Genomic DNA, 22,526 nt, shown 5'->3' on the forward strand with positions numbered 1-22,526 from the left:
CAATGAAAACCGTTATTCTTTTTATACGCAGTGCGCTTATGTTGCCCGTTTTTATACTTATCGTAAATACCGGGTTATGCTATGCCACTGCCCCCGGAGCGCCTTCTAATTTACGTACTTGCGATAAAATTAAACCTGTAGGAACCAACAATAAACCATTTTTTGGCTGGTATGTTAACGATGCTGATAAAAACGAGCTGCAAAGCGCTTACCAGATTTTGGTAGCAAACAGCCTTGCTAAACTCAATGCCGGCAAAGGCGATGTATGGGATAGTGGAAAGGTGCCATCATCTATGCAAAATTATGTAAACATGCTGGGCAACGCCGTTATACCAGCCACCCGTTATTATTGGAAAGTACGCAGCTGGGATAAAGCCGGTGTTGCAGGCCCTTATTCGGCTACCAGCTATTTTGATACAGGTCTTTTTACGGCTGATGACTGGGTAGGCGCTAAATGGGTAAAGCGCAATACTTTGGATAAGGACGACTACACCTATTATCGTAAAAACTTCACCTTATCTAAAAAAACTGTTAAAAGGGCTGTGGTGTATGTGGCAGCCTGTCATAACTACGAACTATATTTGAATGGTAAAATTGTTTCCAAAGGTTCATCAAATCACTACCCGCAATATGCTTATTACAATGCTTTTGATGTAACTACTGCTGTAAAAGCTGGTGTGGTGAATAACCTGTCGGCATTAACGCATTGGTATGGTGGCGGGCAGGGCAGGGCAACCGGGAGCCGGGGGTTTATTTTAAAAATGGTGACCGAATACACCGACGGCAGTAAAAGTTTGGCGGGTACCGATAATAGCTGGAAACAAAAGCAAGCCACCTACTGGACCGCCGGTCAGCCTGCACGTAACGGTGAGGGAAACGGTTATTTAGACAGGATAGATGCCCGAAATGCTATTAACGGCTGGAATACCGTTGCTTGTAACGATGCCAACTGGGATGCCGCGGTTGAAATTGGCGCACCACCCGTTGCCCCATGGGTAAACCCTTTACGGGCCGATCTTACCCGGGTCATCGAGCAAACTATCAAGCCTGTGTCGGTAAAAAGTTTAGGTGCCGGTAAATTTATTATAGACCTGGGTAAAATATATGCAGGGGTACCTTCCATTAACTTTACAGGCGGCAAGGCTGGCGATGTGGTAAATATTCGAGGTGCTTACCTGCTCGATGATGATGGCACGGCTTCCACCAAAAGCGGAAACCAAAGTACCAACCTGGCTTATTACTTTACGTTGAATGGCAAACAATCTATGTTTCAGCCTTTGGTGTATTTGGCTTACCGGTATATCCAGGTAGATAATTCGCCCAATGTACTTACGGTTGATAACGTGCAGTTTATTACCCGCCACTTCGAACTGGATGAGTCCAAGGCGCAGTTCACATCATCTCACAATATGCTTAACCAGGTTTGGAACCTCATGATCCACTCGCTGGTACAAGGTGCGCAGGAAGGTTTTGTAGATACTCCAACACGTGAAAAAGGTGCCTTTTTGGGCGATGGTAGTTACCAGGGCCCGCCTGCCATGAGCACCATGGGCGAGCGTGCCATGAACCACCGTGTACTGCTCGAATTTTTAGATTCGCAGGACCAGTACTGGCCAGATGGCAGGTTGAACGCCGTTTACCCTAATGTAGATGGTAAGCGTGATATTCCTGATTATACGCAGGAGTACCTGATATGGGTATGGGATTATTACCTGCTAACAGGTAATGTTGAGTTTTTAAAAACCAACTACGCAAAACTGAAAAAGGTGGCCGATTATGTGCACGCTTACACCAACCCAGCCACAGGCCTCATTCATAACCTGGCAGGTGGCGGAGGTGCTTACAAATATGGGATTATCGACTGGCCGCAAAGTATGCGCTACGGGTACGATATGGGTACCGAATCGCGCACGGTGATTGATGCGCTGGCATACATTGATTACGATATTATGGCTAAAATAGCCGCCGTATTAGGCAATGCACCCGATAAGGAAATTTACAATACCTATGCCAGCGATATAAAAAAGGCTATGAACGTCAAACTGCTTAATACCGATGGGGTATATATTGATGGGCTGATGACCGATCTTTCGCAAAGTAAACATATATCTCAGCAGGCCAATATGTATGCCTATGCAACCGGAATAGTTCCTAACGAAAACAGGAACACCGTTTTTGCAGGTATTAAGGAACGCAAAATGGCATCGGGGATGGTTACCCTGCGTTATTTACCCGAGGCTATTGGCCAGGCGGGCGATGGTGAGCACCTAATTGACCTTTACACCAATACAACCTGGGATGGCTGGGCCAAAACCGTTGCTAAAGGCGGCACCATGACCTGGGAAGCATGGGACGCCGATGTAGCCAACGAAAGCCTGTCGCACCCATGGGGAGCCATTGGTTTGCTGGCTATGCAGCAATATATGTTAGGAGTAACGGTACTGAAACCGCAGTATGAACTGGTGCAAATTAAACCGCTCGATTTTGGGGACCAGCTAAAATTTGCCAAAGGCGTTTTCCCGGGCGATAGGGGAAATTTAGCGGTTAACTGGGAACGCAATACTCAGCGTTATTTAATGACCGTAACCATTCCGGCTAATGTAACCGCTAAAATATATATACCTAAATGTGGTAAACCCGGTAATAGTATATGGGTAGATGGCAAACAAATTACGGGTATTCAAGAAGGCGAGTATATTTTAGCCGGTAATATAGGTTCGGGTGTACACCGCTTTGAGCGCAGTGTAAAATAATAGTTTTGTATGTTGCTTTAAGGGCAACAATTGTAAAGTTGTGGTTTTCTGTTTCCAAATTCATCACTAAAACCTTTACATTTGCCGGTCTATAAAATTTGTTCTGAACTACATGGTTAAATTCAACCGTTTTACACTGAATAATGGCCTGCGCGTTATTGTTCACGAAGATAATACCACGCCAATGGCGGTAATTAACGTTTTATACGATGTTGGCGCCCGCGATGAAAACCCCGAACAAACTGGCTTTGCTCACTTGTTTGAGCATCTTATGTTTGGCGGATCAATCAATATACCGGCATATGATGAGCCCTTGCAACGCGTGGGTGGCGAAAATAATGCTTTTACCAGCAACGATATTACCAACTACTACATTACACTGCCGGCTGCCAATATTGAAACCGTCTTTTGGTTAGAGAGCGACCGCATGCTAAACCTCGCTTTCAGCGAAAAAAGCCTGGAAGTACAGCGCAATGTGGTAATGGAAGAGTTTAAGCAGCGTTACCTTAACCAGCCTTATGGTGATGTAATGCTGCGTTTGCGCCCTATGGTGTATAAGCACCACCCTTACCAGTGGGCAACCATCGGTAAAAGTCTGGAACATATTGAACACGCTAAAATTGAAGATGTAAAAGCCTTCTTTAAAAAGCACTATACCCCGCAAAACGCCATTTTAGTAGTAGGGGGCGATGTAACTACCGAGCAGGTTAAGCAACTGGCCGAAAAATGGTTTGCGCCTATACCGGCTGGTGAAAAGTATAATCGCCATTTACCGCAGGAACCAGATCAGCATGAAGAGCGCCGCGAAACGGTTACCGCTAAGGTGCCTTTGAACGATATATATATTGCCTTCCAGGTGCCTGCCCGTACCGATGGCGATTACTTTACGCTTGATCTGATTTCGGATATTTTATCTCGCGGGCAATCATCACGCCTTTACCGTTCACTGGTAAAGGAAAAGCAGTTGTTTAGCGAGATCCATGCCCATGCCACCGGAAGTTCGGACAAAGGGATGCTGTTGATTGAAGGTAAACCGCTGGAAACCGTAAGCATTGAAGAAGCCGAAGCTGCCATTTGGGTAGAACTGGAAAAAATATGCAATGAGGCAGTGCCCGAAGAGGAACTTACCAAGGTGAAAAACAAGACCGAAAGCACGATGGTGTTCTCGGAAATGGCTTTGCTGGATAAGGCCATGAACCTGGCATTTTTTGAATTGCTGGGCGATGCCGACCTTTTTAACCACGAAACGGCCAAATACTTAGCCGTAACCGCCGAGCAGATCCAACAGGAATCCAAAGCTATTTTCCGCAAGGATAATTCATCAACCTTAATTTACTTAGCAGAGAAGTAACAAACATCACACTTGTCATTTGATTGATAGCGAACAACAATTTAAAGTCCTCCCTCCCGGGGAGGATTTAGGTGGGGCTACTCGATATGACACCGTTAATAAGTAACATGTTAAACAGAACTATTGCACCCGAATTTGGGTCTATTGATAATATAAAACTAATTGAACCCGGCCATACCGTGCTGCCTAACGGCTGCCGGGTGTACTGGTTTAACAGCGGCGACCAGGAACTGGTGCGCATGGAGTGGATTTTTGGTAACCTACGTTTTGATGCCAATAAACCGTTGCTTAACATGGCGGCAAACACCATGATTACCGAGGGTACGTCAACGCTGACCTCCAGCCAGATAGCCGACCGGATAGATTACTACGGCGCTTTTTTACAAGCCGAATACGGGTACGATCAATCGAACGTTACGCTATACAGCCTTACCCGCCACCTGGGCAATACGCTACCGGTGATACTGGATATTTTAACTGATAGCCAGTTTCCAGAAAAGGAACTGGAAACGTTCATCCGTAACCAGCAGCAAAAATTACAGGTAAGTTTGCAAAAGAACGATGTGCTGGCCCGCCGTGCGTTTAACAAAGTGGTTTATGGTCACAGTATTTACGGCCAATCGGGTGAGGCTGCCGATTACCAGCAGTTACAGCGCGAAGATCTGCTGGCTCATTTCAAACAAATGTACCAGCCGTCGAACTGTACCCTAATCATTGCCGGTAAGGTCGACGAAGCTACTTTGCAGCAAATAACCGGAGCATTCGATAGCTGGACAAATACGGGCAAGGCGGCCAATACAACACAATCGGCTATTGAGCCTTTAAACGAACGTTTTTACTTCACCGAGAAGCCTGAAGCCTTACAATCGGCCATTCGTATGGGCTTGCCTATGGTTAACCGTACTCACCCCGATTTTCCGGCCTTGCAGGTTTTAAACACCGTATTGGGCGGTTACTTCGGGTCGCGTTTAATGACTAATATTAGGGAAGATAAAGGTTATACTTACGGCATTGGCTCGGGTATTTCATCGCTTAAACATGCCGGTGCCTTTTTTATAGCTACTGAAGTTGGTGCCGATGTTTGCCGCAACGCCGTAGCCGAAATTGAAAAAGAGATTAACCTGTTGAAAACCGAACTGATCACCGAAGAAGAACTATCCTTGGTGCGCAACTACATGCTGGGCAGCCTGCTGGGTAGTTTAGAGAATGTGTTTTCGCATGCTGATAAATTCAAGATCATTCATTTTGCCGGTTTAAATTACGATTACTATACCCGCTATACCAACATTATTAAATCTGTTACCGCCGAAGACTTGCTGCAATTGGCTAACCGCTACTGGGATTTTGAGAGCTTTTATAAAGTGATTGTAGGGAAGTATTAGGGATATAGAAATTCGAATGTTCAAATTTGGAATTGAGAGCCATATTATTGATCCTGAGTTTCGAAACTTAAAAACCCTGTCATAGGAATAGTGTAGCGATGTGGCAATCCCATCGCGTTTAAATGTACATACGACGGTATTACCAGACTATCGCTCGCAATGACATTATTTTTCAGGCTATTTTCAAGTAATTCCGTTAATCCTGAATTTTTCTAAATTTCACTTCAAAAATCTTCCACATTCAATTGTCATTTCAACCACCTGCAAATTCTCTCATTTGCACATCTGCACATTTAACCTTACCTTTGCCCGGCAAATAACCATAATTATTTGCCATGCAGCTCGACCCCTCCAAATTTGTTGCCGAAGGTTTAACGTACGATGATGTACTGCTTTTACCGGCTTACTCTGAAGTTTTACCGCGCGAAGTTGATACGAGTTCGTATCTCACCAAAAAAATCAAACTGAACATTCCTATTGTTTCGGCCGCTATGGATACCGTGACCGAATCGGCTTTGGCTATAGCTATTGCACAAGCTGGTGGTTTAGGCATGCTGCACAAAAACATGAGCATTCAAGGTCAGGCTGACGAGGTGCGTAAAGTAAAACGCTCGGAAAGCGGCATGATACAAGACCCGGTTACGCTGGATGAAAACGCTATAGTGGCCGATGCTATTAAAATTATGCGCGAGTACCGCATTGGTGGTATCCCGGTAATTGATGCCGACCGTAAGCTGAAAGGTATTGTGACCAACCGCGACTTGCGCTTCCAGAAAATTATGGATAAGCCGGTACGTGAGGTAATGACTACCGAAAACCTTATTACCGCCCCGCTAAAAACCAGCCTTACCCAGGCCGAAGAGATACTGCAAAATCACAAAATTGAGAAGCTGCCGGTTGTTGATAATGACGGTCGCCTTTGCGGACTGATCACTTTTAAAGATATTCAAAAGTTTAAAAACTACCCTATTGCCTGTAAAGACGAGCATGGCCGGCTGAGGGTAGGCGCTGCTGTTGGCGTAACTGCCGATACCATGGAGCGTGTAGATGCCCTGGTAAAGGCCGGTGTTGATGTAATTGCCATTGATACAGCGCATGGTCATTCAAAAGGAGTGATTAATCAACTGAAAGCGGTAAAAGCCAAATACCCCGATCTGCAGGTAATAGCCGGAAACATTGCTACTGCCGATGCCGCCCGTGCGCTGGCCGAAGCTGGTGCCGATGCCGTTAAAGTGGGTATTGGTCCGGGTAGTATTTGCACCACCCGTATTATTGCCGGTGTGGGTGTACCGCAATTATATGCTGTTTACGAGTGTGCCAAAGCTTTGGAAGGTACCGGCATACCGGTTATTGCTGATGGTGGTATTAAACACACGGGCGATATTGCCAAGGCCATAGCAGCCGGTGCAAGTTCTATCATGGCAGGTTCGTTGTTTGCCGGGGTGGAGGAATCGCCGGGCGAAACGATTATATATGAAGGTCGTCGCTTTAAATCATACCGAGGTATGGGTTCTATCGAAGCCATGGAGACCGGTTCGAAGGATCGCTATTTTCAGGATGCGGAAGATGATATTAAAAAACTGGTTCCCGAAGGTATCGTGGGCCGCGTACCGCTGAAAGGTACTCTGGCCGAAATTACTTATCAATTTGTAGGTGGTTTAAAAGCCAGTATGGGTTACTGCGGTGCTAAAGATATTGAAACCTTGCAAAAGGCTAAGTTTGTACGCATAACCTCGGCCGGTATCCGCGAATCGCACCCGCATGATATTACCATCACTAAAGAAGCACCGAATTACAGCCGTTAATTATTGGTTGATAAAGTTATTATTTTGATAGCTTAACAACCACTATGAAAGTAATTACAGAAAACCGCAATCACAATACAGTTTTACAACTGTTATTGCATAAAAATAGTTTACTGAAAATGAAGCCGTTCGCCTGATGATTAGCCGGAATGGATAATGATATTTTATACCTCCTATTTCTGCGGGTATGAATTAAAATTTCATTGAAAATAAGGCTGGTCGGCTTTTGTTATTATCATAGGGCTTACATCCGGCATATGCAGGTTATTGTTATTATAACAGATATGGGGCATACCCATAATCACACCGCTCTTGTTTGGGTAAAGGTAAATAGTATTTTATCTCCAAACCTGTTATTGTTATCTCCATTCATATATTTTTTTACAACTACCCGGAATAAAAACACTTTACGATTTTTTAAGTTGCTGTACTAAATATCAATACAACTGGTAATTAATAGTCTACAAATGCGCGTTTATACTAAACACATATTTCAAATAACTTTTTACGGCTTGTTCCTAAATATTATAGCCCTTACCTGCGCACAAGCCCAGGACACCAGCCGGACAAAATGGACTGTATTGAAGCCAATTCCACGTAATTTAATGCGCGAAGATATGGAAACCGACAGGCCGAGTATTACTGAATCACCGCATACCGTTGATGCGGGGCACTTTCAATACGAAGCCGATCTTTATAAAAACCAGCGTGAAACAAGCGATGATAGCCGCCAGCGCCGTTGGCTTGTAAACCAGGCTAATTTCAAATTAGGAATATCAAAAAATACGGAGTTTCAAGCTATTTTACAGAGTTACGGAAAAGAAATAAATCGCGATCTTCTTACTAATGAAAAGCAGGAGGCATCGGGTTTCGGTGATATTACATTACGTTTAAAGCAGTGCTTATATAATAATTACACAGGTGTTTTTAGTATAGCGTTAATGCCTTATGTAAAGCTTCCTACTAATAGCTTCTCTGATAATAAAATATATGAAGAGGGGCTTATTGTACCTATGTTGGTTAAGCTACCGCACGATTGGAAGATAGGCTTGCAGGTTGAAGGCGATTACCTGAAAGACGATAATACAAACGCCCGGCATGCCGAGTTGTTGCAATCGGTAGTCATCAGCCATGTTTTTTTTAAAAAGTTGGAGGTGTTTGGTGAAACTTATTATAGCTATAACTTTAAAGACCACCAAATACAAAACTTTTTTGACGCTGCATTGGAGTATGAAGTGTACCACGATGTTAAGATAGATGCAGGTATAAATTATGGTTTGCAAAAAACGGCACATAAAGATTTCTTTTTAGGTATTGCCTTCAGATATTGACCATTGCAATTAAATAATCATGAGCACCAATAAAGCAGTACTGAAAGCAGGTATAAAAGGTACTATGTTTATGACTCTATTTAGCAAAGTGCTATTGAAAGTGGAGGAAAGTAATTATAATGAGGCCGAAATTTTAGGCGAATTGCTGAATCGGATAACGATACTAAATAGATCAGAATAGCGCTTGGCGGAGTATGCGGGGCATTATGTAGTAGAACAGGTATTTGCAGCGGTTTATATAATTACCTTAAAAAAACTAAAACCAAACCCACCCTCTTAAATGGTGCACTATATGGAGCTTTAGCGGAGTTGGCGGAGCATTCATCTGGCATATTACATTTAAAGCGCACCCTAATCCACCGGGAGTAGACCTTGAAAATTATTATAAGCAATTGGTATTGGCACATGTTGTGTTTGGGGTGTGTGCTGTATTGGTATTTAACAAAGTGGAAAAACAGTAAGTAGCATTATAGATATACATCTGTCAAATAAATAGCCCAGATTTATACACAAAATCGAAATTACTTAACATAATGATAACATTGGATTAATCGTTACGTAACATATCTTTGTTCTACAATCAGATACAAAACAACACATGAAGAAAAGTAAACTTAAATTACTGGTTAAAGAAGCCCGTAAGTCAGCAAAAAAAGATATTGAACAAAGCGTAATTATTCAAGTTAAAGAACTAACTACTAATTTGGCACCTAATACCAAAAGTGTAGAAAAAGAAATTAATAAAGGTGCCAAGCAACTGGCTAAAAAAGTGGCCAAAGTATTAAAGTTTGATACTACCGTATTTGCAGAAGTTAGCGAAGAAGTGAAACAACCAGAAGCTATAAATGAGACCGAACCTGTATTAAAAACCAAAGCCCCAAAAGCTAAAAAAGAAACTGTTTTATTGTAATAGCACAAACTTAATAGTGCTCTCAAGTTTAATTTAATACCTAAGATACTAAGGGCTAAGAGTATTGAGTTAATTTTACTGTTGAATACTGGTGGTATGGCTTCGATATAGTCAGTTTATTTGCTCTTCAAAATCAAGTTATCTCAAACCTCTTCAACCAGTTCATTTCAGGCGTAAAATTTGCCTTTTATGCAGGATAATTGGGATGAGCCTACATCGGCTATTAATAAGGAAAACTATACCGGCCAAACTATAATAACGCTTTGCAGGCTGTTATGGAAACGGACCAGTTTCATTTAATTGATCAAATAACTGAGATAACGGCATCATTAAGAGTGGCACCAATAATACAAAAGTATTAAGGTGTAACAAAATATGATGGATAGAAATGTTAGTTGATGCACACATTACAGAAATAAAATTTTCTATTATTACGTTAATAATACATTAAAATAATGTATCTTTAATGTAACCAATTATTAGCCTATGCTCAGGCTGTTAAAAAATTTACTTCCTCTGTTATATACCTGTATAATTACTATTACATACGGGCAGGGGAGGGGATTGCCTGTTAATTTAGAGCTCTACAATGACCCATTCCGGGCATGTGCCGATTCCTCCATCTTGGTTAATCTCGATACGAATGTTTCTGAGGAAGCTATTAGGGCTTTTTATAAAAAAGTGGACACGGGCCACTATCAGCCGCTGGTGGATTCGTTACTGGCATACCAAAAAGAACATCATTTAAATGACTGGCTGTATTACCAACTTGTTCGTCGTGTTGCCCAGCAAATAAGTCATAAGGCAGATAACTATGCGAGGTACACCTTGTACAAGTGGTTTTTGCTGGCAAAATCGGGTTATGATGCCAGGCTGGCTTTATCTAAACGTAAAGTTATTTTCTATATTTACAATAATGAGGATATCAGCGATATTCCATTTTTTATGGTAGACGGTAAAAAGTTCATGTGCTTAAATTACCATGACTATCCTAACACCGATCTTCACCAGGAGCTGCCAAGCCCGGTAAATATTAAGGTTTTTAATGCAAATCGTGCATTTTCATACGAGGTAACCCGCATGCCCGATTTTAAACCTGCTAATTATTTTGATAAGCAACTGGCTTTTGTTTACGATCATAAAACCTACCACTTTAATATAAAGTTGAGCCACGATGTGGAAAATATATTTATCAATTATCCGGGCGTAGATTTCAAGTCATATTTCAATATCCCCTTAACTAAAGAAACTTATGGATCACTAATACCACTTCTACGCAGAAACGTTAAAAAAATGGATCAGAAGAAGGGCGTAGATTACCTGATGCGTTTTACCCGCTATGCTTTTTTGTATGAAGACGATGTAGTTAATTATGGTAAAGAAAAGCGGATGTCGCCGGGCGAAACACTATTTTCAAACTATAGTGATTGTGATGACCGTGCAGGTTTATTTTTTTACCTGGTTAAAGAGATATACGATGTGCCGATGATAGCCTTATTATATCCTACACATATTACCATAGCGGTACAGTTTGATAAGCCTGAAGGCGAAACCATAGTGTACAATGGCAAAGTTTATTCGGTATGTGAACCTACATTGCAACCCGAAGATCTGCGCATAGGACAGGTATCCAGTAAGCTGAAAAATATACCTTACCAAGTGGTATATCAATATCAGCCTGCTATAAAGTTATACGGTATCAGGTAAATTTATTCATAAATATTCTGCATAATAATAACCGGGATGTGTTACTTTAGGGTATGATAATCAGGCTATACGCTTTAACTATTTTCGCTGCATTCGTTTCATTTAATGCCGGAGCACAAACCAAAAGTGCAATAAATTCACAGGAGTTAAGAACTAATATTTCGGTACATGACCCGGTGATGATCAGGCAGGATTCTGTTTATCACCTTTATTGTACGGGCAGGGGAATAACCTCCTGGAGTTCGACCGATATGGTACATTGGAAAGCCGAAAAACCCGTGTTTGCCGAGCCGCCGCAATGGGCTGTTGAATCAGTTCCGGGTTTTAAGGGCCATATTTGGGCTCCCGATATTTCTTACCATAATGGATTGTATTACTTGTACTATTCCGTATCAGTTTTCGGTAAAAACACCTCTTGCATTGGTGTAGCCACCACTAAAACTTTCGATACCGCAAGCCCGGATTACAGTTGGACAGATTATGGCAAACTCATTCAATCCATTCCCGGAAAAACTAACTGGAACGCCATTGACCCTAATTTAATAACCGATAAAGATGGTACGCCCTATTTAGCTTTTGGCTCTTTTTGGGGAGGTTTGAAAATAGTAAAGTTGAATACTGATAGAATAAGCCTGGCCCAAACAACCGATAACCTTCTAACTATAGCCAGCCGCATTGCCGACCCGGCCGCAAAAGTAAATCCTGCCGCTGTAGAAGATAATCCGCCAAGTGCCGGTGGTAATGCCATTGAAGCACCGTTCATCTTTAAAAAAGGAAGTTATTATTATCTTTTCGTATCGGTTGATTATTGTTGCAAAGGGCCAAAAAGTACTTACAAAATGCTGGTTGGCCGTTCTAAAAAGCTATTAGGACCCTATGCCGATAAAGATGGGAAAAAGATGGCCTATGGCGGAGGTTCAATTTTGTTAGCTGGTGATAGGGATTGGTATGGTGTAGGGCATAATGCCGTTTGCACTTTTAACGGCACCAATTATATAGTGTATCACGGTTACGATGCCGCCGATAAGGGAATTTCTAAGTTAAAGATAGATAAGCTCAGTTGGATAAAAGGCTGGCCAAAACTGGTTTCGACTAAATAAAAATAAAAAGCGGAGTGTACTAAGTTTATAGCACATCCTGTTTTTTTTGGTTTAGGTAAACTATTGCAATTAATTATTAAATGATAGATATGCAACTGGCTGACACTTTTCCAGGTAGTAACAGGAAAGTTATTTGTAATAGGCGTTGGTATTCTCTTAAACCAACTTTCTTAGACATTTACAGCCTGTGACTTCTGCATCATTTCATCGCGATCGCTAAAAACAATATTCAGGTCTTTTATATCGTTATGTTTCGTGATCTGATGTTCGTCAAATTGGAGCTCGTGTAGCAAAATATAAAAATAAAATTATCTATGTTTATGAATATAAGCTTATTGCTAAACTAATATTACAGGCCGGTGTTCCTTACTAAAAGTATTGTGAATTATGTTCAAACACATCCATTTTATTGTTAACCTGCCAGCGGAAAAGAAGAGCCTGTTTTATCTTACATTAACAAAGCTATGGCGGCAAGCCATACAAATTGGGATATAACTATAACCAAAAAAAATGTAGGAGCCCAGGATGTTGCCCGAAAATTGGTTGGTAATACAGATTTGGTAGCTATTTACGGAGGTGATGGATGTGTGACGGAGGTAGCTTCGGCACTATGTAATACCGATACGCCAATAGCTATTATTCCGGGTGGTACAGCTAATGTAATGGCAAAAGAGTTAAATATACCCTTAGATACACGGGAAGCGCTGGAGTTGCTCGCCAGTAACGATCACCAGGTAATTAATGTGGATATGGGCATAGTAAACAGTACGCCATTTTTACTGCGGGTTAACCTGGGTATTATGGCTGCTATGGTTACCGATGCCGACCGCGATATGAAGAACAATATTGGGCAGTTGGCTTACGGAATTACGGCTTTAAAGGCTGTTGCCCATGCCGAAAGTATCAGATACTCTTTAACATTGGATGGAGAAGAGTTAATAGCGCAGGGAGTATCTTTAACCGTAACCAATTCGGGTAACATGGGTGTTGGCGATTTTACTTTACAGCCCGGTATAAGTATTACAGATGGCTTGCTGGATGTGATATTGATGAAAGACAACAGTTTAACATCCATTTTAAAAATTGCAGGCAGTACACTTTTACAACAAAACACCGAGGCTTTGCAGCATTGGAAGGTTAAAAAAGTAGTAATTAGTATGGACAGTGAACAAGCTTTTATTTGTGATGATATAGAAATGAGGGCTGATAAATTAAATATTGAAGTTGCTCCTGGTTCAATTAAAATATTAGTGCCCGCTGAAGTTCAATAAACAATATGCTGAAAAAAATTAAAAGCCTGTTTAAATTGGGCGAACTGTTTTTACAGTACAATTACGATAACCTGTACAGGGTGACTTTTGGTATGCCGCGCCTTAAACGTTGTCAAATTACGGCAAACCTGTTTTTAGGCAGCCAGTATAACCGGGTAGGTTTACGAAAAATGAAAGCGCTTGCTATTACAGCCATTATTAACATGCGTATGCATTCAGTTTATACCAGGTCGCAGTATGAAGGGTTTAAATACTTGCACCTGGCAACACCCGATAACACACCACCACCCATGGACGTACTAATCAGAGGTGCAGATTTTGCAGATGCTGAAATTAAAAGCGGCGGTAAAGTGTACATTCATTGCCGTCAGGGATTAGGCCGCGGACCTACCATGGCCATTGCTTATTTACTAAAAACAGGCTTAACTGTAGAAGATGCTATAACGTTGATAAAAAAGTCCCGTTCTTTTATTAATCCACGCTCCGGGCAGCTTAGCCGTTTAAAAGAACTGGAAAATTATTATCGGAACCATGGGTAATACAAAACGGGACAAAGCATCTTTAGCTGCTATTGTCCCGTTTAAAGGTGACCCCTCGGAGGATCGAACTCCGGACCCACTGATTAAGAGTCAGTTGCTCTACCGGCTGAGCTAAGAAGTCATACAGTACATAATTTATCAAAAAACGTCGTTTGTGGATTATCTTGGGCTAATTTACAAATTATTTTATCTATTCATACACTATTAAATTATTGCCCAAAAAATCTTCGTGACGTATTTGTGACGCTTTTTGTAACGTGACAGACGTTTTATCCTATTTTTGATATATATTTCGACCGGCTTTTAGCGCTAAAAGCTTTTCTTTCTAAGGAATAATATTTTCCATATATCTTGTATTTGCTGCAACTTTTTGCATAGCTTATGTCTCATCTTTGTACCATGCACAATAAAGGTTTTCTTTGCCAGCATTAGCATTCAAATTATATTGTTAACACTAATATAACATTAGGCTGCTACTTTTACCCTATGAAGAAAAATGTGTTCACTGGATTATTTATTGCCATAGCTGCCGCCCTGATTTCCTGGGGAGGAGTAGGTCACAGGACCATTGGCACCATTGCTGAAAGACATCTGACACCACAGGCTAAAGCCGGTATCCGCAACCTCATCGGTGATACCGCTATCGCAGATATCGCTTCCTGGGCTGACCAGGCACGTTCGACACCCGCCTATAAATATACTGGGCCTTGGCATTACCTGGAATTCACGCTTGGCATGAATTACCAAGATTTCACCGCTCATGTCAACACCCTCGATAGCAATAATGTTTACGGCGCTATCCTGAAATGTGAACGGGATATCAAAAATCCTACAACCACTACCGCGCAAAAAGCCATTGCGCTTAAATTTCTCGTTCATTTTATCGGCGATTGTCACCAGCCTATGCACCTAAGCAAAGCAAGCGACAGAGGGGGCAACGATTTTCAGATCCAGTTCAACGGCAAAGGCTCCAATCTGCACAGCCTTTGGGACAGCGGCCTCATCAATAAGGAAGGTAAGACCTTTGACCAAATGGCGAAAGACTACGATATCGCCACACCCTCACGAATCAAACAATGGCAAAGCGAAAGCCCTATGAAATGGGTCTTCGAAAGTTACCAGATAGCCAGCAATATATATGATGATATGGAGAAAAACGGCAGAAAACCCGGTGACGCCTACTACGAAGCAAACATCCCGGTAGTTCATCAGCGTATTGAAATGGCTGGTATCCGCCTCGCAGGTACCCTTAACGAACTCTTTAAGTAAAAGTTTAGAAGTTGCTTTTTCCTTATCAGAGAATAAATTGAAGTCTGCGCATGGCATACTTACATGATCCCGAGCGGTTGTTTTCACCATTTATAAATATGCAGCATTCTGGCACCCTTAGGACACACTTGCCACTTCTTATCTACTTACCTGATCTGAGGAGACAATTGAATAGCATGAACGGGATCCGTGGCGGGTATCATAACAGTTCTAAGAAAGTATCTTCAGAAAGTTAGCTGTAAACAAAAGAACCGCCCCATGAGTCATAAGACGGTTCCTTTGGCATCGTGCTTATTGGATTACAAGACGCTTCTATTTAATAAATTGCTGCCTAAATGGTAAGTCAGGGTCACCTCATTTGACAGAACGTGGAAATTCCGAGGCCATTGACCACCTCAATCTGGGAATGTAATAAATCGATTCCACAACACTTTGACCAGGCTAATTTATTGACTGAATGAAATTAAATTGAAAATCAGATTACACAAATCGGTGGTCTAAATCCTACGGAATGGTATGGTCAACCCATGCGGGATCTCCAATTAGGGAGACTATTTGAAAAACCGGGTTTTATATTTGTATCATTGTTCTTCAAGACCTTAGAACAATATGAAAAGACAAATACTTAAATTTCGGTGGCTTGTGTGCTTAATGGTTGGGGCTCTCTTGCTTTACTCCTGCCATAAAGTATCCTATGATGGAGATGTTATCACGCTTACCGACCCAAATACCGCACTTGATCTTGCTGGTGCCAAGAAGTTCTACCTCGAATCTTTAAAAGAGCAATCCAATGCGGTAACCGACCGGGTATCAGCTTCAGTGATGTCGATAAAGAAGAATAACACGAAGCATGTCATATTCAGAAAGGGCTATTCTGCATCGACCCGCAGGGCTTGGTTTGTAGAAGCGCCGTTGGTTTATGAGCAGCGTTCAAACTTGTTTATAATTATGGCCGTAAGTTAACAGCGGAACAAGAAGTAGAAGTGTTTAAGGGCACCATTAATAGGATTCTGATTTATAAAAGCAAAGTCACAGGTAAAATCAAACAAAAGATATTAACCTACATACCTGCTCTTAATTACCTACGCCTGCATCACGGCGATATCAGTAGCAATCAGTTAAATAAGCTTGACCCTAACTTTGACGGTACCCTGCAATTCAGCGATGCCAATGGCCAGCCACTTTATCTCCTTGTGATCAAAAATCATAAGATCGTAAAACGGATTGGTTTTAAAGGCATGCAAGTCGAGAGCTATGAGGCGTTCGTTAACCGCAGTTCGGGTGGAATAAAGAAATCCAATGGTCTGTATCAGTGCGGCGTTGATAGCGAACCCGTATACGGTTATGCGTGTATTGATGCAGGCGAGACTGGCGACAACAATTGTACCCCTTATATAATGTATTATATAAACACACCTATTATGTGTGACGATGGTTTAACGGGTGATTCATGCATTGATTATGGCATAAATTGCGATCCGGAAGAAGATCCTCAACCTGACCCATGTAGGGATTATGGAATATGCGATGAAAATCCACCTCTAAATGAAAATTCTCAGATCATCAACAACAACATAACAGACTCTTGTGTTCATAATGGGGTCAATGCTGTCATAAACGCTGGTTTAACTACTTTTACTTCCCAAATTGCTAATTCTTTGTTTGGTGGTGTTCAAGACGACATCAACCTTGAATTCATTGACGCAAACTTACAGGACAGTATATCTGGGAAAACAATGAATGTGTATGGTAGCGGACATAGTTTCCATGCTTCAATTGGTTTAAATCAAAATCTCTTGCCAACAGCCTCCAAAGAATTCACTGCTGCTGTAGTTATGCATGAGACAATCCATGCATATATTACATGGATGGGGTCATTACCTACTTTTGAACAACATCAAAATATGGCTGTAAATTATGTCAATTACATGAAGAATGATTTACTGAGTATGTTTCCTTCAATGTTACCTGATAATGCGGAAGCATTAGCGTGGGGAGGCTTATCCAAAACTGCAGCCTGGACGGATTTAGTTAGCAGCAATCCAACAAAAGCAAATAATATTTTATTAATTAATCAAGCCTATTTAGATCATAATGGAAACAAAGGTACAAGGTGCCATTAGGCACATATTTTTAACGATCTTAACTTTAACAATAGCTTTTTCATTACAAACGGCCAAAGCACAAGATTACAAACTTTTTACTAAAAGTATATTTAAAAACTTAAAATACCCATCGGAACTCAGCGATAATTGTGTCGTTACTTATACCAACCTGTTACTTCAGGTTTCTAACAAAGGTAAAATTACAACCATTCGTTTGTCTGATAGTGCTCCGGAACTACTTAAAAGGGCGTTAGCTGCTGCAAGGAGTAGCTTTACGCTAAAGGAAATTGAAAAATTAATTCATGATAAGAAACTCAAAAGTTGCGGAATTGTGTTTCCTTTAGCTTATCTATTAAATTCAGACCGCTGTCCGCATGGCTTTGATACTTTTAATGATATGATTAAGTATTACCATTACTATGATGGAGAACCATATAAAGGACTTACTTACAATTTGGAACCTATGATAATTACGGTGTATGATAATATAAATTAACCGTATCTAAAAATTTTAGGATTGCGGTCTTTATCATTACTGTACCACTCTTACATAACAGTCTAATTTCATTGATACGGTGATAACATGGCCATGTGTGAGTAGTATTGCAAAGTTTGGCGCCGGCTTGAGTTAACATCCTGTACAGGGCCCATTCAGTTGGAAGTTAATACATTGTACAGGGCTCATAACGATGACATTTCCGCAGCGAACCCTGCTGATAAGGCAAATTATACTTTTGCGCTGGTAACCGCATTTGGGTCTTATCTATTATCTATTAATGATATTACAAAGTTTGAAACGTTTAAGAATAACAATTTTAACGCCGACAATCCAATCCAATCTCAATCCTTTTTGACTATTTTACAATGTTTACATAAATAAAAACAATACTGCTGCTCGAAACGAAGCGCACTTAGTACAATTACTGGAAGCTCAGTCAGGGGTAAGGGCCTAACTTAATGAAAAACGTTGGGACAACTAACCCTATTTCGAAAACAGTTGGAAACGATGACGGAACACCCACCTATACAAACTGTCCATAACCTTAAATAAATAATGAAAATAACTATGAAAAAATTAGCGATAGTACTATTTGCATTTTGCCTATCTGGTACTCTGGCATCAGCCCAAGATAGAGATACGATAGATGCAGAAAGTTTAAACGTTGATAAACTACCAAGAGCAGGTACGGTGATTTCTAACAGGCACTTCAGTAAATTTGTTGGTACATGGGTTTTTCAAGATGCTCAAAGCCAGTTAACTATTAAATTGGAAAAAAAAAAATCAATTTTGGTAAGCATCCCCTTTTATTTGAGATGTTAGTTGGTGGTTTTCAATTCATTAAAAACAGACAAGAACTTTTTAATACCCTATTACAAAAAAATATTCATGCTCAAGTGTATAAAAATGACAAAAATCAAATTATTTTAACATTTACCGGGAATGAAATATTTGTGAGAACCTTGTTTAATGCTAAGCTCATTGATAAAAATACGCTTGTACTTACCGTAAATACTACCGAAAGAGGTGAATTCACACGAAAAGATCCAAAACTTGAATTTTTAAATAATCTAACGCTTAAAAGGCAATATACATCTGTCCATTAAATCTATAATTACACAAACTACTTGACTTACATTCGTTTTGTGATTTCTTCGGGATGTTATAAAAGATTAAATATTGTTATTTTTAAGGTGAGCTATATATTAATTGTTTTAAGCTTGTTACTTTATAACAATATTTGCAATGGTCAAATTATCAAGGATGATCAAGAAGACAGCATTAAAACTGTCGCATTCATCTTTAAAACATCAACAGGTCAAAAAGTGATTACCCACAATCTGATTTTGACATCTAACGATTGTGAATCGGTAAAGCTTTTAACAAAAAAGGAATTTGCAGAACAATATAAGACAGTTCGTGCATTTGCTGGTGCAGAGGTGACCTTTAAGCCCGAAATAAAAGTATTAAATCTTACACAATTACTTGAATATTATCATTTTAATGGAGATCATAATAATTTGCTTGTGAGTGTTAACAATAGTAAACCTGTACATAAAAGAAATCTTTATGTGAGTACACAAGCGGTAGAATCTCTAAGGGTGGATTATAAAAAACAAATTATCTACATTATTCTGAAGCCGGAGTAACCAATTAAGAAAAATAGCCTTTAGAATTCAAGTTAAAAGTAAACAATGTCTAACAGCTATTATCTCTTGCGGTTTATTAAACGCTTAAAGCATAAATTCAAGCTACTGGAAGTTTGGCGTTCCAAAAGGTTTAGACCATTTAATCATCCATTGCTTAGCTTGGAATTCGGTGTTAGCTTAAATTTTAATAACAAACTTATGCTTGCATATGCTATAGTATGTTTAGGCATATCTTCTTGCTTAGGTAGTAGGGCATTTTGCATAGGCTATTTAATGGCAGCATGGATTGTTATCTACTTAGGTGAGTTAAACAACCGATTCAGAATCCTTTGCCTAGGGGGAGCTGTCTTTGTATTGAGTTTAATAACAGCGATATTTTTTGTGAATACTGACTCATCATTGGGAAGGGCGTTCATATATAAGATTACATTTCACATTTTCCGTGATAACTGGTTATATGGTATGGGTTTAACAAATTTAAAGTAACTTACTTATACTATCAGGCAAATTACTTTAGCAATCAAGATTACAACATTAAAGAGTTATTATTAGCAGACAACACAAAATATGCTTTTAATGATTATTGGCAATTTATAATTGAAACGGGATTGATTGGGTTGTCATTGATTATAGCCGCAGTTGCCGCAATCACAGTCTTAATTACCAAGGCGCTTAAACAACAAAAAGGCCATTTATTACTGCTATTTGCAATTGTCCATTTGGTTGCAATAGCTGTTGCGGCTTTCTTTATGCATGTGTTCGAAAAACCGTTGGTACAATTTGGATTTACTATATTCTTATTTACAATAATTGCACTCTGTTACTCGAAGAAAATAATCTTCTTCATAGGAACGCTCGCTTTAATGGCGATATCATATGTCCAATGGGGGCACTATCTTTTGAATTATCAAAAGTATAAAAGTTTGGATAATGCGAGTGAGTTATACAACGCAGGCTATGTAAGCGAGGCTATATATACCTACCAACGTTTATTTAACACTTTTAAAGAAGATCCAACATATCTCGCACAATACGCTGAAATACTTTCAACATGCGATGTTCGTGAAGCGGAAAGCGTTCTAAAATTACTTTGTCGTAAGAAGACCGATTATATCTATTGGAGTCACCTGGGCGATTGTTATTATAAAAATGGAAAACTGAAGGAAGCAGAGTATGCTTATAAATTCGCTGTTAATATGGTTCCCAATCGTTTTGTTCCACGATATAATCTCTTTTTGTTCTATTCAAAAATAGGTCGGAGATCCGAGTTTTTTGAAACGGGCGATAAAATTATGAGATTGCCTATCAAGATTGCGTCACCAGTGATCGACAACATTAAAAACCAAGTCAAGAAGCAATTATTATTGAAAAGCCGTAGCGCTTCGTTCGAAATTAATATTTGAAGGTTACTAAAATATTATCCCTATCACCGAATAGTGTTCATTTTATGAAATTGTCAGGGCATAATTTCCAACGTATGTTGTCCCCATCATCGGTATGGAATGACAAAGTAGGTAACATGTTATAAATACCGATTTAGGTATGTATGCATAAAGTTCAATCCGACATACAACCGTTTTTATAAATTATTTGAAAAACCGGTTTTGTATAACTATTATTGCGTCTTGATTGATACAGCCAATTATTAATTATTTCAAGTAATCGTTCAATTCAAAACATGTCAATTTCTAATTTCAAATTAAAAGGCATAACCTGGAATCACAGTAGGGGTTACACACCTATGGTAGCCACTGCACAGCGATTTAACGAGCTTAAGCCGGGAACTGAAATAAGTTGGAGCAAAAGATCCCTTCAGGAATTCGCTGATAAATCTATTGAAGATCTGGCGAGTGAATTCGACCTGCTGGTCATCGACCACCCTTGGGCAGGTTATGCGGCTCATACTGGTGCCTTGATACCATTGGATGAGTACCTGAGTGAAGAATTTTTATCCAAACAAGCCATGCATTCTGTGGGCGTTTCTTTCCAGAGTTATACTTTTAATAACCATCAGTGGGCGCTTGCTATTGACGCTGCTACACCGGTAGCCTCAAGCAGAAAAGATTTGCTATTGGACAAAGGATTAAGCCTCCCAACAACTTTTGATGAATTACTCAGTCTTGCGGCAAAGGGTTTAGTTGTTTTGCCGGGAATACCGTTGGATACCCTGATGAACTTTTATATGCTTTGCTCAGCTTTTGGCGAAGACCCGTTTACAAAAAAGACTGAGGTGGCTTCAAAGAGTGTCGGGACAAAGGCGCTTACGGCGCTTCATACTTTAGGACAGTTGATTGATCCTGAATGTTATCAGTTCAATCCAATACAAGTTTATGAAGCGATGAGCAGTACGGATAAATACGCTTACTGCCCGTTTGCTTATGGGTACTCCAACTATTCCAGGCAGGGTTACTCACATAAAGTATTGCACTTTCATGATCTCGTCGAATTTGCTGGTACAGGTAAGTTAAAAACCACCTTAGGCGGAACAGGAATCGCGATATCCGCTATGTGTAAAAACATAGACAAAGCAATTGATTACCTCAGCTTCATCGCTTCGGAAACTTGTCAGCAAAGTTTATATTTCGATAATGGAGGGCAGCCCGGCCATCGCAAAGCGTGGGAAGATGCTCATGTAAATGGCAATTGTAGGGATTTTTTTAAAGCGACACTTCCAGCCTTGGAAAGGGCTTTTTTAAGACCTCGATATCCTAATTATATGTTATTTCAGGACAATGCAGGCCATCCAATACAACATTTTATGAGATATGGAGGGGATCCGGGAATTGTTCTCGAAGAAATCAATGCCCTGTATGTCAGAAGCTTGAACATAAATTAGTACCCAGTTTAAAATCCCA

Annotated in this window: 19 protein-coding genes, 1 tRNA gene and 1 pseudogene; 20 read left to right on the forward strand and 1 reads right to left on the reverse strand. The window is 40.3% G+C overall.

Annotated features, from left to right (window positions below; genetic code table 11):
• Positions 1-2 precede the first annotated feature (2 nt).
• The 11 genes and pseudogenes from ACFQ3S_RS08620 (at position 3) to ACFQ3S_RS08670 (ending at position 14,149) form a co-directional block, all read left to right on the forward strand.
• On the forward strand, positions 3-2,753 hold the full coding sequence (locus ACFQ3S_RS08620) for a family 78 glycoside hydrolase catalytic domain (RefSeq protein WP_377163344.1): 2,751 nt from the start codon (positions 3-5) through the stop codon (positions 2,751-2,753).
• Between the two features lie 112 nt (positions 2,754-2,865).
• Complete coding sequence (locus ACFQ3S_RS08625; RefSeq protein ID WP_377163346.1) at positions 2,866-4,104, forward strand: M16 family metallopeptidase; 1,239 nt, start codon at positions 2,866-2,868, stop codon at positions 4,102-4,104.
• Positions 4,105-4,211: 107 nt separating this feature from the next.
• Positions 4,212-5,486, forward strand: coding sequence for a M16 family metallopeptidase (locus tag ACFQ3S_RS08630; RefSeq protein ID WP_377163348.1), 1,275 nt, complete (start codon positions 4,212-4,214; stop codon positions 5,484-5,486).
• Between the two features lie 335 nt (positions 5,487-5,821).
• Positions 5,822-7,291 carry an IMP dehydrogenase gene (guaB, locus tag ACFQ3S_RS08635; RefSeq protein WP_377163350.1) on the forward strand — a complete coding sequence of 490 codons (1,470 nt, stop codon included), beginning with the start codon at positions 5,822-5,824 and terminating at the stop codon, positions 7,289-7,291.
• 467 nt (positions 7,292-7,758) lie between these two features.
• Positions 7,759-8,622 (forward strand): transporter, encoded by an 864-nt coding sequence (locus ACFQ3S_RS08640; protein WP_377163352.1) that lies wholly within the window; start codon positions 7,759-7,761, stop codon positions 8,620-8,622.
• A gap of 598 nt (positions 8,623-9,220) precedes the next feature.
• Entirely contained in the window at positions 9,221-9,532 is a 312-nt protein-coding gene (locus ACFQ3S_RS08645; protein WP_377163354.1) for a hypothetical protein, read from the forward strand.
• Between the two features lie 486 nt (positions 9,533-10,018).
• The gene (locus tag ACFQ3S_RS08650; protein ID WP_377163356.1) at positions 10,019-11,239 is read left to right on the forward strand and encodes a hypothetical protein; all 1,221 of its coding nucleotides are present in this window, start codon (positions 10,019-10,021) and stop codon (positions 11,237-11,239) included.
• 53 nt (positions 11,240-11,292) lie between these two features.
• A complete protein-coding gene (locus tag ACFQ3S_RS08655; RefSeq protein WP_377163358.1) occupies positions 11,293-12,339 on the forward strand; it encodes a family 43 glycosylhydrolase in 1,047 nt (348 codons plus the stop codon).
• A gap of 437 nt (positions 12,340-12,776) precedes the next feature.
• Positions 12,777-13,070 (forward strand): annotated as a pseudogene (locus ACFQ3S_RS08660) (diacylglycerol/lipid kinase family protein); the annotation flags it as partial.
• Positions 13,044-13,610, forward strand: coding sequence for a diacylglycerol/lipid kinase family protein (locus ACFQ3S_RS08665; RefSeq protein ID WP_377163705.1), 567 nt, complete (start codon positions 13,044-13,046; stop codon positions 13,608-13,610). The pseudogene ACFQ3S_RS08660 and the gene ACFQ3S_RS08665, both read left to right, overlap by 27 nt.
• Positions 13,611-13,615: 5 nt before the next feature.
• Entirely contained in the window at positions 13,616-14,149 is a 534-nt protein-coding gene (locus ACFQ3S_RS08670) for a protein-tyrosine phosphatase family protein (protein ID WP_377163361.1), read from the forward strand.
• A gap of 48 nt (positions 14,150-14,197) precedes the next feature.
• On the opposite strand, the gene ACFQ3S_RS08675 is transcribed toward ACFQ3S_RS08670, so the two are convergent.
• Positions 14,198-14,270, reverse strand: a tRNA-Lys gene (locus ACFQ3S_RS08675).
• A gap of 365 nt (positions 14,271-14,635) precedes the next feature.
• On the opposite strand from ACFQ3S_RS08675, the gene ACFQ3S_RS08680 reads away from it, so the two are divergent.
• From ACFQ3S_RS08680 to ACFQ3S_RS08720, 9 genes are all read left to right on the forward strand, one after another.
• Entirely contained in the window at positions 14,636-15,418 is a 783-nt protein-coding gene (locus ACFQ3S_RS08680) for a S1/P1 nuclease (protein ID WP_377163363.1), read from the forward strand.
• Between the two features lie 651 nt (positions 15,419-16,069).
• Positions 16,070-16,381: a hypothetical protein gene (locus ACFQ3S_RS08685; protein ID WP_377163365.1), complete on the forward strand. Its 312-nt coding sequence runs from the start codon at positions 16,070-16,072 to the stop codon at positions 16,379-16,381.
• 20 nt (positions 16,382-16,401) lie between these two features.
• A complete protein-coding gene (locus ACFQ3S_RS08690) occupies positions 16,402-17,541 on the forward strand; it encodes a hypothetical protein (RefSeq protein ID WP_377163367.1) in 1,140 nt (379 codons plus the stop codon).
• The gene (locus tag ACFQ3S_RS08695; RefSeq protein ID WP_377163369.1) at positions 17,513-18,019 is read left to right on the forward strand and encodes a hypothetical protein; all 507 of its coding nucleotides are present in this window, start codon (positions 17,513-17,515) and stop codon (positions 18,017-18,019) included. Before ACFQ3S_RS08690 ends, ACFQ3S_RS08695 begins: the two co-directional genes overlap by 29 nt.
• 570 nt (positions 18,020-18,589) lie before the next feature.
• A complete protein-coding gene (locus ACFQ3S_RS08700) occupies positions 18,590-18,844 on the forward strand; it encodes a DUF6705 family protein (protein ID WP_377163371.1) in 255 nt (84 codons plus the stop codon).
• A complete protein-coding gene (locus ACFQ3S_RS08705) occupies positions 18,838-19,128 on the forward strand; it encodes a hypothetical protein (RefSeq protein ID WP_377163373.1) in 291 nt (96 codons plus the stop codon). The genes ACFQ3S_RS08700 and ACFQ3S_RS08705 overlap by 7 nt, the downstream gene beginning before the upstream one ends.
• Before the next feature lie 21 nt (positions 19,129-19,149).
• On the forward strand, positions 19,150-19,671 hold the full coding sequence (locus ACFQ3S_RS08710; protein ID WP_377163375.1) for a hypothetical protein: 522 nt from the start codon (positions 19,150-19,152) through the stop codon (positions 19,669-19,671).
• 608 nt (positions 19,672-20,279) lie between these two features.
• On the forward strand, positions 20,280-21,074 hold the full coding sequence (locus ACFQ3S_RS08715; RefSeq protein WP_377163377.1) for a tetratricopeptide repeat protein: 795 nt from the start codon (positions 20,280-20,282) through the stop codon (positions 21,072-21,074).
• Positions 21,075-21,412: 338 nt separating this feature from the next.
• Positions 21,413-22,507, forward strand: coding sequence for an ABC transporter substrate-binding protein (locus ACFQ3S_RS08720; RefSeq protein WP_377163379.1), 1,095 nt, complete (start codon positions 21,413-21,415; stop codon positions 22,505-22,507).
• Positions 22,508-22,526: the final 19 nt, after the last annotated feature.

It is taken from the genome of Mucilaginibacter terrae, from assembly GCF_042679325.1.
In the GTDB taxonomy this organism is placed as follows: domain Bacteria; phylum Bacteroidota; class Bacteroidia; order Sphingobacteriales; family Sphingobacteriaceae; genus Mucilaginibacter; species Mucilaginibacter terrae.

Coding starts and splice junctions, on each gene's coding strand:
- ACFQ3S_RS08625 (WP_377163346.1), top strand. CDS start 2,866: ATGGTTAAATTCAACCGTTTTACACTGAATAATGGCCTGCGCGTTATT.
- ACFQ3S_RS08650 (WP_377163356.1), top strand. CDS start 10,019: ATGCTCAGGCTGTTAAAAAATTTACTTCCTCTGTTATATACCTGTATA.
- ACFQ3S_RS08700 (WP_377163371.1), top strand. CDS start 18,590: ATGAAAAAATTAGCGATAGTACTATTTGCATTTTGCCTATCTGGTACT.
- ACFQ3S_RS08720 (WP_377163379.1), top strand. CDS start 21,413: ATGGTAGCCACTGCACAGCGATTTAACGAGCTTAAGCCGGGAACTGAA.
- guaB (WP_377163350.1), top strand. CDS start 5,822: ATGCAGCTCGACCCCTCCAAATTTGTTGCCGAAGGTTTAACGTACGAT.
- ACFQ3S_RS08645 (WP_377163354.1), top strand. CDS start 9,221: ATGAAGAAAAGTAAACTTAAATTACTGGTTAAAGAAGCCCGTAAGTCA.
- ACFQ3S_RS08655 (WP_377163358.1), top strand. CDS start 11,293: ATGATAATCAGGCTATACGCTTTAACTATTTTCGCTGCATTCGTTTCA.
- ACFQ3S_RS08705 (WP_377163373.1), top strand. CDS start 18,838: ATGTTAGTTGGTGGTTTTCAATTCATTAAAAACAGACAAGAACTTTTT.
- ACFQ3S_RS08630 (WP_377163348.1), top strand. CDS start 4,212: ATGTTAAACAGAACTATTGCACCCGAATTTGGGTCTATTGATAATATA.
- ACFQ3S_RS08640 (WP_377163352.1), top strand. CDS start 7,759: ATGCGCGTTTATACTAAACACATATTTCAAATAACTTTTTACGGCTTG.
- ACFQ3S_RS08695 (WP_377163369.1), top strand. CDS start 17,513: ATGGAAACAAAGGTACAAGGTGCCATTAGGCACATATTTTTAACGATC.
- ACFQ3S_RS08670 (WP_377163361.1), top strand. CDS start 13,616: ATGCTGAAAAAAATTAAAAGCCTGTTTAAATTGGGCGAACTGTTTTTA.
- ACFQ3S_RS08680 (WP_377163363.1), top strand. CDS start 14,636: ATGAAGAAAAATGTGTTCACTGGATTATTTATTGCCATAGCTGCCGCC.
- ACFQ3S_RS08620 (WP_377163344.1), top strand. CDS start 3: ATGAAAACCGTTATTCTTTTTATACGCAGTGCGCTTATGTTGCCCGTT.
- ACFQ3S_RS08685 (WP_377163365.1), top strand. CDS start 16,070: ATGGTTGGGGCTCTCTTGCTTTACTCCTGCCATAAAGTATCCTATGAT.